16 protein-coding genes are annotated in these 14,301 nt (G+C 64.6%); 8 read left to right on the forward strand and 8 right to left on the reverse strand.

Annotated elements, in window-relative coordinates:
* Positions 1-20: 20 nt before the first annotated feature.
* From EV641_RS06675 to EV641_RS06705, 7 genes are all read left to right on the forward strand, one after another.
* Entirely contained in the window at positions 21-1,658 is a 1,638-nt protein-coding gene (locus tag EV641_RS06675) for an NAD(P)/FAD-dependent oxidoreductase (protein ID WP_132471373.1), read from the forward strand.
* 40 nt (positions 1,659-1,698) lie between these two features.
* The gene (locus EV641_RS06680) at positions 1,699-2,760 is read left to right on the forward strand and encodes an alpha/beta fold hydrolase (protein WP_054713123.1); all 1,062 of its coding nucleotides are present in this window, start codon (positions 1,699-1,701) and stop codon (positions 2,758-2,760) included.
* A 39-nt stretch (positions 2,761-2,799) separates the two neighbouring features.
* Positions 2,800-3,111 (forward strand): EthD family reductase, encoded by a 312-nt coding sequence (locus EV641_RS06685; protein WP_054713122.1) that lies wholly within the window; start codon positions 2,800-2,802, stop codon positions 3,109-3,111.
* A 228-nt stretch (positions 3,112-3,339) separates the two neighbouring features.
* Positions 3,340-5,073: a helix-turn-helix domain-containing protein gene (locus EV641_RS06690; RefSeq protein WP_241996892.1), complete on the forward strand. Its 1,734-nt coding sequence runs from the start codon at positions 3,340-3,342 to the stop codon at positions 5,071-5,073.
* A gap of 61 nt (positions 5,074-5,134) precedes the next feature.
* Positions 5,135-5,512, forward strand: a complete 378-nt coding sequence (locus tag EV641_RS29150) for a DUF4345 domain-containing protein (protein WP_277874482.1) — start codon at positions 5,135-5,137, stop codon at positions 5,510-5,512.
* Between the two features lie 128 nt (positions 5,513-5,640).
* Positions 5,641-6,405, forward strand: coding sequence for a metalloregulator ArsR/SmtB family transcription factor (locus EV641_RS06700; RefSeq protein WP_054713120.1), 765 nt, complete (start codon positions 5,641-5,643; stop codon positions 6,403-6,405).
* Positions 6,406-6,915: 510 nt separating this feature from the next.
* Positions 6,916-7,809: an alpha/beta hydrolase fold domain-containing protein gene (locus EV641_RS06705; RefSeq protein ID WP_132471217.1), complete on the forward strand. Its 894-nt coding sequence runs from the start codon at positions 6,916-6,918 to the stop codon at positions 7,807-7,809.
* A gap of 27 nt (positions 7,810-7,836) precedes the next feature.
* On the opposite strand, the gene EV641_RS06710 is transcribed toward EV641_RS06705, so the two are convergent.
* From EV641_RS06710 to EV641_RS06725, 5 genes are all read right to left on the reverse strand, one after another.
* Positions 7,837-8,247 (reverse strand): flavodoxin domain-containing protein, encoded by a 411-nt coding sequence (locus EV641_RS06710; protein WP_132471218.1) that lies wholly within the window; start codon positions 8,245-8,247, stop codon positions 7,837-7,839.
* Positions 8,248-8,311: 64 nt separating this feature from the next.
* Positions 8,312-8,635 (reverse strand): nuclear transport factor 2 family protein, encoded by a 324-nt coding sequence (locus EV641_RS06715; RefSeq protein WP_241996909.1) that lies wholly within the window; start codon positions 8,633-8,635, stop codon positions 8,312-8,314.
* Positions 8,590-9,015 carry a hypothetical protein gene (locus tag EV641_RS29670; RefSeq protein ID WP_241996926.1) on the reverse strand — a complete coding sequence of 142 codons (426 nt, stop codon included), beginning with the start codon at positions 9,013-9,015 and terminating at the stop codon, positions 8,590-8,592. Before EV641_RS29670 ends, EV641_RS06715 begins: the two co-directional genes overlap by 46 nt.
* Before the next feature lie 29 nt (positions 9,016-9,044).
* Entirely contained in the window at positions 9,045-9,290 is a 246-nt protein-coding gene (locus EV641_RS06720) for a hypothetical protein (RefSeq protein ID WP_132471219.1), read from the reverse strand.
* Positions 9,291-9,387: 97 nt separating this feature from the next.
* On the reverse strand, positions 9,388-11,457 hold the full coding sequence (locus EV641_RS06725) for a phage holin family protein (RefSeq protein WP_132471220.1): 2,070 nt from the start codon (positions 11,455-11,457) through the stop codon (positions 9,388-9,390).
* Between the two features lie 35 nt (positions 11,458-11,492).
* Here EV641_RS06725 and EV641_RS06730 point away from each other — a divergent pair, with 35 nt between their 5' ends.
* A complete protein-coding gene (locus tag EV641_RS06730) occupies positions 11,493-12,284 on the forward strand; it encodes an MBL fold metallo-hydrolase (RefSeq protein ID WP_132471221.1) in 792 nt (263 codons plus the stop codon).
* Positions 12,285-12,297: 13 nt separating this feature from the next.
* Here EV641_RS06730 and EV641_RS06735 read toward each other — a convergent pair whose 3' ends face one another.
* From EV641_RS06735 to EV641_RS06745, 3 genes are all read right to left on the reverse strand, one after another.
* The gene (locus EV641_RS06735; RefSeq protein ID WP_132471222.1) at positions 12,298-13,101 is read right to left on the reverse strand and encodes an NAD(P)H-binding protein; all 804 of its coding nucleotides are present in this window, start codon (positions 13,099-13,101) and stop codon (positions 12,298-12,300) included.
* 218 nt (positions 13,102-13,319) lie between these two features.
* A complete protein-coding gene (locus EV641_RS06740; protein ID WP_054720523.1) occupies positions 13,320-13,742 on the reverse strand; it encodes an organic hydroperoxide resistance protein in 423 nt (140 codons plus the stop codon).
* Positions 13,743-13,750: 8 nt separating this feature from the next.
* A complete protein-coding gene (locus EV641_RS06745) occupies positions 13,751-14,206 on the reverse strand; it encodes a MarR family winged helix-turn-helix transcriptional regulator (protein ID WP_054720521.1) in 456 nt (151 codons plus the stop codon).
* Positions 14,207-14,301: the final 95 nt, after the last annotated feature.

Raw genomic sequence — 14,301 nt, forward strand, 5'->3', positions numbered from 1 at the left:
GCACCACGGAAGGGCTCGAGATGTCGACAGCGAATGCTGAACCTACGGAAACCGCAACGCAATCGCTCGAACTGGATGCACTGATCATCGGCGCAGGAGTTGCCGGTCTGTACCAGCTGCACCAGCTACGAGAACAGGGTCTGCGAGTGCGCGCATACGACGCCGCCGACGACGTCGGGGGTACCTGGTACTGGAACCGTTATCCCGGTGCGCGTTTCGACTCCGAGGCGTACATCTACCAGTACCTGTTCTCAGAAGAGCTGTACAAGAACTGGAGTTGGAGCCAACGCTTTCCCGGCCAGCCGGAGATCGAGCGCTGGATGCACTACATCGCAGACTCCCTCGATCTTCGCCGCGACATCCAACTGTCCACCAGAATCACCAGCGCGCACTACGACGAACTCGCCGCGAAGTGGGTCGTGCGGACCGATCGCGGCGAGACGATCACCACTCGGTTCCTGGTCGCCTGCAGCGGAATGCTGTCGGCTCCGATGTCGTCCATGTTCGAGGGGCAGGAAAATTTCGACGGACAGATCTTCCACACCTCCCGTTGGCCGAAGGACGGTGCTGATCTCGACGGCAAGCGGGTCGCTGTCATCGGGGTCGGCGCCACCGGCATCCAGGTGATCCAGACCGTCGCCGACAAGGTCGAGCATCTGAAGGTGTTCATCCGCACCCCCCAGTACGCGCTACCGATGAAGAATCCAGCCTTCGACGAGTCGGACGTAGCGGCATACAAGAACCGGTTCGCCGAGCTGAAAGAGACACTGCCGACCACCTTCAGCGGCTTCGAATACGACTTCGAGCACGTGTGGGCAGATCTGACTCCGGAACAGCGCAACGACGTGCTCGAAGAGATCTACGAGAACGGCTCATTGAAGCTGTGGCTCGCGTCGTTCGGTGAGATGTTCTACGAAGAGGAGATCAGCGAAGAGATCTCGGAGTTCGTCCGACGCAAGATGCGCGCACGCCTCCAGGATCCACACCTGTGCGACCTGCTCATCCCCACCGACTACGGCTTCGGCACGCATCGTGTGCCCCTGGAAACGAACTATCTCGAGGTCTATCACCGCCCGAACGTCGAGGCCATCGGAGTCCGCAACAATCCGATCACCCGGATCGTGCCCGAAGGCATAGTTCTGGCCGACGGCACGCTGCACGAGGTCGACGTCATTGTCATGGCCACGGGTTTCGACGCCGGCACAGGAGCATTGACGCGGATCGACATCCGCGGGCGCGGCGGACGGTCACTGAAGGACGACTGGAATCGCGACATCCGCACGACCATGGGTCTGATGGTGCACGGCTACCCCAACATGCTCACGACCGGTGCGCCTCTGGCCCCGTCCGCAGCACTGTGCAATATGACCACCTGCCTGCAACAACAGACCGAATGGATAGCCGAATGCATCCGGTATATGCGGGCGCACGACCACACTGTCATCGAGCCGACCCTGGCCGGTGAGGACGAGTGGGTCGCCCACCATGACGAGACCGCGAACGCCACCCTGGTCTCGAAAACCGACTCTTGGTACAACGGCGCAAACGTCCCCGGCAAGCCCCGCCGCGTGCTGTCCTACATCGGCGGAGTCGGCGTCTATCGGGAAAAGACCCTCGCTGCCGCTGCCGCCGGGTACAAAGGTTTTCAACTGAGCTGACCCACTACCCACTTCATCTGCTCGCCCGAGGAGGACGACCATGATCGAGAACCCGTACTACACAAGTGAATTTCATGGCGATTACGACGTGATCAGCATTGGACCACTCGATTTGGAGGAAGGCGGTTCCATACCCGAGTGCCGACTCGCGGTAGCAACCTTCGGCGCTTTGAACGAGGCCAAGGACAACGCGATCCTCATCCCGACGTGGTATTCGGGTACGCACCAGATCTGGCGGGATGTCTATATCGGCCCCGACCACGCACTCGACCCGGAGAAATACTTCATCGTCTGCATCGATCAGATCGGTAGCGGGCTGTCGATTTCACCGCACAACGCCGCCGGCGCCAACGCAGGAATCGCGATGTCGAAGTTCCCGCACGTCCGTATCGGTGACAACGTGGTCGCGCAGGAACGCTTGCTGCGGGAGCACTTCGGTATCACGCGGCTTGCGCTCGTGACCGGCGGTTCGATGGGAGCTCAGCAGACTTACGAATGGGCAGTGCGATTCCCCGACAAGGTATTGCGTGCCGCACCTATCGCGGGCACTGCCCAGAACACGCCGGGCGACTTCCTCATCGCCCAGATCATGCGCGAAGCGATCCAGTCGGATCCGGGATGGAACGGCGGTGAGTACACCTCCCACGAACAGGTCGTCGACGGTCTGACCCGGCAAGCCCATATCTGGGCAGTTCTCGGCTTCTCGACCGAGTTCTGGAAGCAGGAGATCTGGCGGGCAATGGACTTCGACTCCAGGGACGCATTCCTCACCGGATTTCTCGAGCCCTATTTCACTGCGATGGATCCCAACGCGCTCCTCACTCAGTCATGGGCGTGGCAGCGCGGTGACGTCGCCCGTCACACCGGCGGCGATCTGACTGCAGCGCTCGGACGAATCACCGCCAAGACCTTCGTCATGCCCATCGACGAGGATCAGCTGTTCCCGGTGCGGGACTGTGAGCCCGAGCAGCAATTGATCAAGGACAGCGAACTGCGGGTCGTCGAAGACACCCTTGGCCATTTGGGGCTGTTCGGTGTTTCGCCTACCTATATGCCGCAGATCGACCGCCATCTCCGAGATCTCCTCGACACCGAGATCTGACCAGCTGTACCGCGCAGTCACATCTTCGAAGGGAATCCAGTGCATCACCTCATCGTCTGCTACGGCCACCCCGATGACCCCGAGTCCTTCGACCGGTACTACAGCGCCACCCATCGCCCATTGGCCGACAGGATCCCCGGTGTGCGTACCTGGCATGCCGGCAAGGTCAGCACGCTCGACCGGTCGCAGGCGCCCTACTATCTCGTAGCCGTTCTGAGCTTCGACTCCAGACAGGCGCTCGACGACGGGCTCGCATCAGCCGAAGGGCAGGCCGCCGCCGCCGACATCGGAAACTTCGCCACTGGCGGCGCCACCTTGTTCGTCACCGACGGCTTCATTCCCTCCGCCTGAACTGGGGCCGCGCCTCCCGGACCATGCACGCACTGGGTCCGGGAGGCGCAGTCGTCCGGCTCCGCCACCCACCCTCGCACCTCGAGCCCGCCCCGAGTTGGAGCAGGTTTCCCACCCGATGTCCCATTCTGGGACACTCGAGACAGGTGATCTGCGACACAGTGATGTGGAAACGGCAGAGACACGCAGGACGGAGATGCGATGGATACTGACTACCGGAGGCGGCGAGTGACCACCGACCGTCGACCCGCTTCATCCCTGTCCACAACCGACGACGTCTCGAGTTTTATCGCCCAGTCGTGGCAGCGATCTCGCCAGGCGGGTGTAGTACCGGATGGTTCGAACCCTCCTCGTCTCCAGTTCGTCGAGGACCTCGACCTGCGGCGCAGGCTGGTCCAATGCGCTTCACCGATCCTCGATCGCCTTCACGACGACCTGTCCGGAATGTCGCTGAGCGTCGCGTTGACCGACGAGCATGCGCAGGTCATGTTGCGCCGCGACAACGATCCTGCCCTTGCCGCGAAGCTGGATGGTGTCTGCTTCGCGCCGGGGTTCAACTACTCAGAGGACGTCATCGGTACCAATGGCGTCGGCACAGCCCTCGAAACCGGGATGGCCGTCTACGTCAACGGGCGCGAACACTTCCACGAGGCAATTCACGATTTCAGCTGCGCCGGCGCACCTATCCACAATCCGATTCTCGGGCGTGTCGAAGGGCTGATCGACATCACCGGTCTCGCCCGAGAGGCGAACCCCCTGATGCGTCAGCTCGCGCTCGGAGCTGCCCGGGACATCGAATCCGCACTCCGTTCGACGGGATCGGAGAAGCAACAGCTCGTACTGGGAGAGTTTCTGGCAGCCTGTCGGCGGCGGCAGGCCGCGGTGTACTCACTGAGCTGCGGTGTCTTCATGTCGAACTCCATCGGCTCTCGCCTGCTCGATCCGATCGATGAAGCGTTCCTCCGCGAGGAGGCGCATGCACTGCTCGGCCCTTCGCAGATCACCCAACTCGACCTTCACCTGCCCTCGGGCGGAAGTATCACGGTCAAGCGCAACATCATCGAGGACGGTGTCGAGGTCGCGGGCGTGATCCTGGAAGTCGAACGGTCCCCGCACCCCACACGCGCGATCACACGCCACCGAAGCATTCCCGTGCTGCCGGGGTCGACCGGTTCGTCACCACAGTGGGCGCGGTGCAGCAGTGAGCTGATCGCGCTCGCCTCGTCAGAGGCCAACACGATCCTGCGAGGAGAAGGCGGAAGCGGCAGGCTCACCCTTGCCCGCGGCGCGCACCTGTACAAGAATCCGCAAGCACCGATCGTCGTCGTGGAGTGCGATGCCACCCAGCCCGTGGAATCGGGCGTAAGTAAGGCGATCGAGTCTTCCGCCACCACAATCGTTCTGCGCAATATCGATCTACTCGACGCACAACAGGACCAGGTCGTCTCCGATTTGGTATCCGCCGACCAGCGCAGCTATCCCGCACGGTGGATCGTCGCCACTTCATCCACGGATGGCAGTCGACTCCTGCACTCGGTCCTCGCCCGAAACTTCGCCACGACACTCGACGTCCCCGCTTTACGGCATCACCCCGATGACATACCGGCCATCATCCGGATGCGCTTGGGGCAGAGTGCACCTCACCGAGAGTCGGATATTCGCGATGACGCGTTGCGAGTGCTGAAGAAGTATCACTGGCCGGGCAACATCACCGAACTCGTGGACACTCTCGAGTTCGCCCTGCGTGTCAAGCCGGCGGGGGCGATCACCGCCGCAGATCTGCCACCCGCACTCAGTTCTGCGCCTCGGCGAACGATGACGACGATGGAAATCGCCGAACGCGATGCCATCGTGGTGGCGCTCCGCGAATGTGGAGGCAACCGCGTCGCAGCCGCGAAATCGCTGGGAATCGCCCGATCATCGCTCTATCGGAAGATCGAGACCTTCGGCATTCACGTCTGATGTGGATCATCGGCATCGTCGGCGCGGTCCGGACGAACGCCCTGTCTGTCAGTATGGGCTCATGTCAGCCCTGAGAATCTTAGGACGCGTGACCGGATGGACCTGCATCGCGATCGGAGGCATCCAGCTCGTCGGCGGAGCCTCCGCGGAACCCGGCATGACCGATGACGCGACCGTGGACTCACACGTGCGCTTCATGGGCCCCGTCTTCGCCGGCTACGGATTGAGTTGGCTCGACGCCACGGCTCGCCCCGAACCGGACCTGAACCGGATGCGGATCCTCGCCGGATTGATGGCTCTCGGAGGTGTCGGCCGGCTCGCGACCCGCGCCACCCTGGGTCGGCCCCACCGCTTCCATGATCTGCTGCTCGCCGTGGAGCTCGCTTCCCCGGTAGTGGTGGAGGTGTTGGCCCGGCGCGAGCGTCCCGCGCGCGGTTAGCCTCCGACCCGGATGCCTCGATCAGCGCCTGGTGCCGTGTGCCGCACCAGACGACCTTGACAGGCAACCTTTGGGTTGCTTATTTTGGAATAGGCAACCCAAAGGTTGCTTGAAGAGGTGATGGTGGCATGGACGAGGTATTCAAGGCGCTCTCCGACGCCAACCGCAGACGACTACTCGACCGCCTCAACATGCGTAATGGGCAGAGCCTGCGGGAGCTCCGTGAGGGACTGGAGATGTCCCGGCAGGCAGTGACGAAACATCTCGCCGTGTTGATCGACGCAAACCTCGTCGCGACCGTACGGCACGGTCGGGAACGTCTGCACTACCTCAATCCCGCCCCCATCAGCGAGATCGCCGACCGCTGGATCGGCAAGTACGACCGCGAACGCCTCCACGCGCTCGCGGACCTGAAACGATCCCTGGAGGACCGACCGATGAGCAAGCCCACGTTCGTGTACGTCACGTATATCCAGACCACCCCCGAGAAGCTCTGGCAAGCACTTACCGACGCCGCCTTCATCCGTCGCTGGTTCGGTGGGATGGCCATGGAATCCGACTGGCAGGTCGGATCACCGATCATCGCAATCGACCCGGACGGCACCCGGGTCGAGACCGGGGAGGTCGTGTTGGAATCCGAACCGGGCAAACACCTGGCCTACACCTTCAAGGTCGCAGCCGACGCCGGCAGCGAGTACGCCGAGTTGGCCGAAGAACCGGCGTCGCGGGTCACGTTCGAACTCGAACAGGACGGCGAGACAGTCAAGCTGACGCTGACCCACGATGACTTCATCGGACCGGAGAGCAAGGTTCTGGAGTCCGTCCAGCACGGCTGGCCGGCGTTCATGTCCAGTCTGAAGACTTTGCTCGAGACCGGTGAGCCGCTGCCCTGACCATCAGACGATCCACGCTGCCTCGTACCGCTCCCCGACCACCGTGTCGTGGTGGTCGGCGCCGCCAACTCCGCAATCCAGATCGCGGTCGAACTCTCCGCACACTCGAGAGTCGTGCCGATGTCTCGCCATCCGATCCACTACGCGACCAACACTCTGATTCCGACGAGTTCCCATTTCTGGGCGTGACTTTCACGTGCGGACGCGTGCCGATCTGTCGGCGGTTCGGTCACAGGCCGATACCCGTGGTCGACACACAGGGCGACAATCAGAGAATCGACGACGGTGCGCCCGAGCAACGCGACAGGTTGTCGGCGCACGAATTGTACGAGCCTCGGATTATCGTCGGCACGTGAAACGATGGGGTCCAGTACGCGGTTTCCGACAAATTCCGTCTGTTGTAACGGCAGTGTTGTCTGTTTCTCACGTGACCCGAGCGACAAGTCGTGCAGTATTGCAGCATGACCAGCGGCGGTGAACTCCCGCGCTTCGACAACAAAGGTGTGCCGAATGAAGTCGACCCGACCAACAAGGCTGAGAACTGCGGTATTCCTGACGGCCGTCGCCGTTGTCGCCGGCTGTTCGAACTCTTCGGGTGACACCGCAGTAGCCGAGCACGACACGCAGCCGGCAACACTACGTGTCTCCTACGGAGACGGCGCCGACAATTACGGATTCCTTCACCTGCCCGGCGGCGACGGCCCGCACCCGGTGGTGGTGATGGTTCACGGTGGAGGCTGGCTCGAAGATCACGATCTGTCGTATTTCGAGCCGCTCTCGCAATCGCTTGCCGACGAAGGCATCGCGGTCTGGAACATCGAATACCGTCGTGTCGAGGGTGCCGGAGGATGGCCGATCACGCTCGCCGATGCCGACGACGCCACCGAAGCACTCGCGACTTCTGTGCAGGACGCGGCCGGTGGGAGCCTCGATCTGGAACGAGTGCACCTCGCCGGACATTCGGCAGGAGGGCATCTCGCCGCCTGGATCGCAGGACGTCATACCCTTCCCCCGGATGCCCCGGGTTCGCAACCTGAGATTCGTCCGGTGAGCGCGACCATCATGGCCGGGGTGTTCGATTTGTCGCTGGCTGCCACTGCCGGGCACGACGGGTTCGTACGCGAACTGCTCGACGGCATGCCCGACGACCATCCCGACCGCTACGCAATCGCCTCGCCCATCGAGCATCTTCCCGTCGGCCTGCCGGTGACGGCTGTGCACGGTACCGCAGATCAGACCGTGAACCCCGTGCAGTCACGCACGTACGTCCAGGCGTCCCAGGCCGCCGGCGATCCTGCCGAGCTGCACATGCTCGACGGGCTCGGGCACGGCGAGTTCGGGGACGTTCACTCACCCGCGTGGAGCGCGGCGAAACAGATCATCGTGGAGCACGTAGGCGTCTGAGGACGACGGTGAACCGACCGGCGTAGGTCAGCTGTGCCCAAGGAGTTCATCGGCGATGAACGCCGTCCACGAGAGGATCCGCTCGGTATCGGTCGTCGGGAAGTACTTGTAGTCCCGTGCCGTGACCGTCTCCGCCAGTTCGGACAGGTCGATGTTTCCGCTCGACGTGTCGTCGGGCGCAGAGCCGGAGAACAGCCAGACCAGCCGTTGTGTCAGTGCGGGGGCGTGACGTCTGCACGCCTCTCGCGCGACGTCGGGCCAGCCGTCACCCTCCGTGTCGCTCCCGATGACGATGGCCTCGAACTCCGCGGCCCGTTCGAGGTCGGACAGGGTGCCCAGTGTGACATCGAATCCGTGTTGGGCCAGCGACCCCGCGATCACCGTGGCGGCGCGCCGGGTAGTGCCTCGGGTGCTCTCCGTTGCGACAAGGACGGACATGCCCACCGGGTTCCCCGGCGCCGGAGTGGGGAAACATCACTTCGAACGTGGCTACACCGAGTCCTCAGGTAGCGACGGCCCCCCAGTCCTCGGGTGCCACCTCGCGGATCGTCTGCCCGAAAGTCCACGCGTGGCCCTCGGGGTCGTCCGAGGAAAAACTGCGGCCGCCGTACGAGTGGTCTTCGAGATCACCTGGACGCCGAACGAACACATCTGTCACCCATTCGTCTGATATGAACGGTTCGCCGCGCCACTTCCCCTGGTTGGTGCCGTGCGCCAGGATCACCGCGACGTCGCCGTACACCCGCGCGTCCAGCACCGTGAAGTCCATTGCCGAATGCGTCAGGTCTCCGGAGGCGACGAACGCGAGGAACGAGTCGCGTCCGATCGGGCCTCCCTCAGGCCCGACGAGCTTCCAGTCGGGCTCGGCAAAAGCGCGATCCGGTCGGCGTCGTCGGCGACGATGGCGTCCGCCCACCCCTGCAGCAGCGCGGCGAACCGGGAGACGGGTAGCGCCCCGCCGCATTCCACGATCCCCTGCCACGTGGCCGCCAACTCGCGAGCAACGGTCTTCTCCCGCAGCAGCCGGAGCAGGACCCGGTCACACACCTCGAACCGCTCGGACCGGCCGGCGGGGCTCTGCAGTCGCTCCCAGAGCTCGTCCCCCACCTGTCCCAGCACGTCGGCGGATTCGAAGGAGCCGTCCCACAACTCGGCCGCCGGCATTCCGAACAGGGCGCGACACCCCACGGGCGACAGTTCGATCACGACGCCTTCCTGACTGCCATCATGAGCGATCAGCGCGGTCGACGCCTGCAGACCGCTGAGTACACACCGATAGCTGTCGGGATGTTGCGCCGGAAGGTCTGCGCGCACACGACGATCGGGGCTCCGATACTCACGATGAACGTCATGTGCCGCGACGGCAGCCCGCGATGGATTCCCGCGGGAAACCCCGCCATGCGATAGCCGAGGTAGCCGTCGACCAGTCCGCGCAGCGGTTCCGCTACTGCGCGGGTGGAATAATCGACGACCGGTTCCACGCCTGCCAGTGTATTGCGCATGGAAGCCGCTCTGAGCGGAGAGATTGGGGCAGGACGGCGTCGAGGGAATCGCAAGGATCGTGCCGCCTTTCCGCAATCAGCCTCGGTGCCTCGCGCGCCCCAGATTGCCCCCGCGGGTTGCCGTGTCGTGCCGTGTTTCCTCTGTGTGCGGCCCGGTCGAATGATCCCGCCATCCGACCAGCACCTTGTGCACGGTTTCAGCTCCGTGCAGCGGCGCAGGTGGTGCAGGCAGGTCTGCGGGGTAGATGAGAAAAGGCGTGCTCTGCGGGCCGCCCATCCCACCGTGCGAACCGACCTGCTCCTCGAACGCCGCAACCTCGTCGGTGTCGGGCCAGTACGCGCCGCCGACCATGATGTCGGCGACGTTGTCGAAGGTGTCGGTGCGACGCACCTTCGCCAGCGCGTCGTCGCCCATCACCGCCAGCGGGTCCTCGCCGGTCACCTCGCCGGTGGTCAGGTCGACCTGTCCGTGGGGCCCGAGCACCACAGATCCGCCAGGCGCCGCGACGAGCAGAAAGCCGATCCCGGGATGTTCACGCAAGCCGGTGAGTAGCCCGGGGTGGGCAGCCTCGATGGCATGGATGTCGGCGCGACCGGGCAGGTGCGGGAAGTAGATCAGACCGAGGTTGCCCGAGCCCAGCACGATCGGCTCACCCGTAGACGGGTGCGCCTCCTCACCGGCGGTCGGCGAATGCACACTGGCCGCGGCGTAGCCACGCCCTTCCGCTCCCGGCTGGGAAGGCACCTCGGATCGACGCTCGTACCAGTGACGCCGGACAGCGTCCGATTTGCTCCTTGATGCCAGCCGGATCAACAACTGCCCCAGTGTTTCCCCGTAGCGTTGCAGAAAGGTCGCGCCCTGACTCTGGCCGTGGTCGGACAGCACCACCACGCGGTACGGCCGGTCGGCCTGCGCCACCACCGCGAGCAGCATCTCGACGACGTCGTCGAGTTTGGTCAGCACCGCAAGGGTCTCGGGCCGGGAGATACCGGAGTGGTGCGACACCTCGTCGTACCCGATCAGATCGAGATAGACGGTGCTGCGTCCCTTGATCAGATCTCCGACCACCGCGGCAGCGGCGACGTCGGTGGCCAGCACCGTCGCGAACGCTCGGACGAATGGGTACACCCCGCCCCGCGGCACCCGCGGCCGGATATCTTTTCGCTTCTGCCGCAGAGACTGACGTATTTCCCGTTGCAGTTCCGCGACCATCCTGATGACGGTGCGCAGTGCGCTCGCCGGATCGGCGAAATAGTCGCGGTAGCCGGCACCGCCACCGAGGCGCGCACCACGCATGCGGCTGACGACGAGCACGTTGTCGTGCGCGCCCCCGGTGAACAGGTTCCCGCGGCTCGCACCGTCGCGCGCGAGCAGCCCGGGAATGTCGCTGCGTTCGAGTTCTCGCTGTTCGTTGTCGGCCGGGTTGCTGAACACCGAGACCCGTCCGGTGCTCTTGTCGTACCAGCGGAAGGCAGGCACGTTGTGGTTCGAGCCGTGCAGCACGCCGAGTTGGGTCGCGCCCGTCTGGCTGCTCCAGTCCGTATGCCACGGCATCAGGCGGTGGGTCTCACGCACCAACTTCGCCAACCCGGGAGTCACACCGTCGGCGATCGCGCGGCGCAGCACGTCGTAGCCGAGGCCGTCGATCTGGACACACAACAACCCCGGGGACGCGTCCGCGAGCACCCTGTGGCGACGCAATCGGAACCGTTGTCGGCGTACCTGCATCAACCGGTATGCGTTATCGGAGCGGGAAGCGATGGCTCCCGAGACCACGGACGTGAACAGCGAGAGCAGCGCCGCGAGGAAGAACGCATCCTGCCATCGGTCCACCGACGCCAACGGTACGAGGTAGAGCGTGAGCAGCATGATCAGTCCACCGGCCACGAACACCCCGACGAACAACAGTACGGGCCCGATCCATGACATCAACCGCATCATCACGGGCCACAGCGCCGCGTTGAGCAGCCCGAAGACCAACGACAGCGCCAACGCGGCCGGAAGGGTCGGAATCGGAGCGAACCCGGACGGATCCAGTGTGATGCCACCGAGGATGCGGTCGAGCACGATGATCGCGAGCGCCGACAAACTCCACAGCACAAGGAACTCGACGAGCACTCGAACCATCCCACTCACCGTGCGCATCTCAGTCCCTCCCCTCGTCTGGAATCGTAAGGGGCGTGAACACCACCGCGGGCCGAGATGACGCCCCGTCCGGTGTGCGCTGGCTCGGACATGCCAGCACGCTGATCGCGGATCGGGGGACGGTCGTCCTGACCGATCCGGTGCTGACCGACCGCGTCGCGCATCTGCGCCGCCGACGGGGCCCCACTCCCAGCGGGCCGCACGTGCGAAACCCGGACGCGGTCCTGCTCTCGCATCTGCACGCAGACCACACACATCTACCGTCGTTGCGGCTGCTCGATCCGAGCATTCCGATCGTGACCCCGTGGGGAGCGATCGACGGTCTGCCCGCACTGCGCCGGTTCGCCGACCGCCTGGTGCCGCTGCGCATCGGCGAAGAGATACGGATCGGCAGCGTCACCGTCCGAGCCGTGCCCGCCCGGCACGACGGCCGGCGCTGGCGACGCGGCCCGGAGCTCGCTCAGGCGATCGGTTTCGTCGTCGAGGGCGACCGCCGGACCTACTTCGCCGGTGACACCGATCTGTATCCGGGCCTTGCCGACCACGTCGGCCCCGTCGACATCGCGTTGCTTCCCGTCGGCGGCTGGGGCCCCACCCTCGGCAACGGTCACCTCGACCCGTCCCGAGCCGCGGTCGTCGCGCGTCTCGTGGCTGCGGGACTGGCAGTACCGATCCACTACGGCACCCTGTGGCCGGTCGGCCTCGACGCCGTGCGCCCCCGATTGTTCTTCGGCCCCGGAGCCGAGTTCGTCCACCATGCCCAGCAGGCAGGTATCGACGCGGTGGAATTGTCCCCAGGTGGCGAACTCGGCACGCCGCACGAGTGAGGCGCTCTACGAGTCAGCGAAACAACTCGACATTCGCGGCGGCCCACCGAGCGAAGGTCGTCGCGGGCCGGCCGAGAATCTCCTCGACCGTCGTCAATGCCGATTGTGGATGATCGACGAGCAGCGCCCGACCATCCAGATACCACCCGGCGTACTCACCCATCGAGCGAGCAAGCACCGCTTCCGCTTCCTCCCGCGGCACCTCGACGAACGGCACGTGGCGCCCGAGCGCCGAACCGATGTCATGAACCATCTGCGGATGGGTCAGCGACTGTGGCCCGGTGAGTTCATACGTTCGGCCGGAATGGGACTCGCCGAGCAGTGCCTGCGCCGCAACCGCAGCGATGTCTTCGAGCGCGATCGGGGCATTCGCCGCGGTCGGATACGTGCCGCGGACCTCACCCGTCGTGCATATCTGCTCTGCCCAGATGGTCGCGTTGGTCATGAACTCGCCTGGTTCGAGGTGGGTGCATTCGAGGCCGGACGCTTCGACGTCGGCCTCGATGCCGTACCAGTCGGTTCCCGGGGCGCCGGTGAGGGTGACGAACCGGCGCACCCCGGCGTCGCGCGCGAGGATCGCGACTTCCCGCGCTGCCGCGGGGACCGGCGCGAGGTACACGGTGTCGATGCCGTCGAACACCCCGCTGAGTGAATCAGGCTTGCCCACATACCCTTCGACGACTTCCACGTCGCCGGGTAGCGCCGCCCGCGTGGGGTTCACCGTCAAGGCGCGCACGTGTGGGGCATCAGCGCGCATCAGTTCGTCCACCACGAGTCTGCCGACGTTTCCGGTTGCTCCCGTCACGAGAATTGTCATTTCACCAGAGTAGGTCGCCGTCGCAGCTCCAGTCGGCGAATACCTGCACCATATGCAGTGCAAAGCTGGACGTCCGCGCTCACACCCGATTCGGGATCGCTCGGATTTCTTGGTTACGTCAACGGCGTATAGCGACGTTGATCCAACCAAAGTTCGATCTGCGCCGTGACAATCCGGGCGCGATGTCCACCGTGCACAACCGGCAGAGGTAGACGGATCTAGTCTTCCGCCACCTCGAGCACGACGTCGATGTTGCCACGCGTCGCGTTGGAATACGGGCAGACCTGGTGCGCCTTCTCGGTGAGTTCGAGCGCCTTGTCGCGCGTCAGATTCGGCAGTGAGACCTCGAGGGTCACCGCGAGCGCGAAACCGCCCGCGTCCGTCGGGCCGATACCGACACGAGCACCGACTGCAGAATCGCTGACGTCGGCGCCTTCCTGACGCGCGACCATCTGCAGGGCGGAGTGGAAGCACGCCGCGTATCCGGCGGCGAATAGCTGCTCGGGGTTGGTGCCCTCGCCGTTGCCACCCATTTCGCTGGGAATCGCAAGGTTCACGTCGAGCTTTCCGTCGCTGGTGCGGGCGTGGCCGTTGCGTCCCTCACCGGTGGCGAGGGCTTCTGCGGTGTAGATGATCTTCATGACGGGTCTTACCCTTCTTCGGAGGTTCCGCCGGTTGCGTCCTGCAGCGCGGCGGTCAGCTGGTGAAGCGTGTCTCGAAGCGCGACCAGTTCGTCGACGCCGAGCCCACTTGCGCGCGCGATGCAGCCGGGGATGTCCTCGGCCTCCTCGCGGAGCGCGTTGCCGGCATCGGTGAGGTGAACGACGACTCGGCGTTCGTCGGCGCGTTGCCGTCGACGTTCGACGAGCCCGGCGGTCTCGAGCCGTTTGAGCAGCGGCGACAGCGTGCCGGTATCGAGATCGAGGGCGTCGCACAGATCGTGCACTCCGCGTGCGTCCCGTTCCCAGAGCGCCAGTAGTACGAGGTACTGCGGGTAGGTGACGCCCAGCCGCTCGAGGTGGGGCCGGTACACGGCGGTGGTGGCGCGCGACGCCCGGTACAGGGCGAAGCACACCTGCTCGTCGAGTGCGAAGTGATCGGACACGGCACCGAATGTAGTGCACAGTTATATTGTGCGCAATATAGCTGTCCGCGATCTACCTCATGAAGCGCGTCACGATACGACCGAGATCAGCGAAC

Source organism: Rhodococcus sp. SMB37, from assembly GCF_004345605.1.
Classification (GTDB): Bacteria; Actinomycetota; Actinomycetes; order Mycobacteriales; family Mycobacteriaceae; genus Rhodococcus.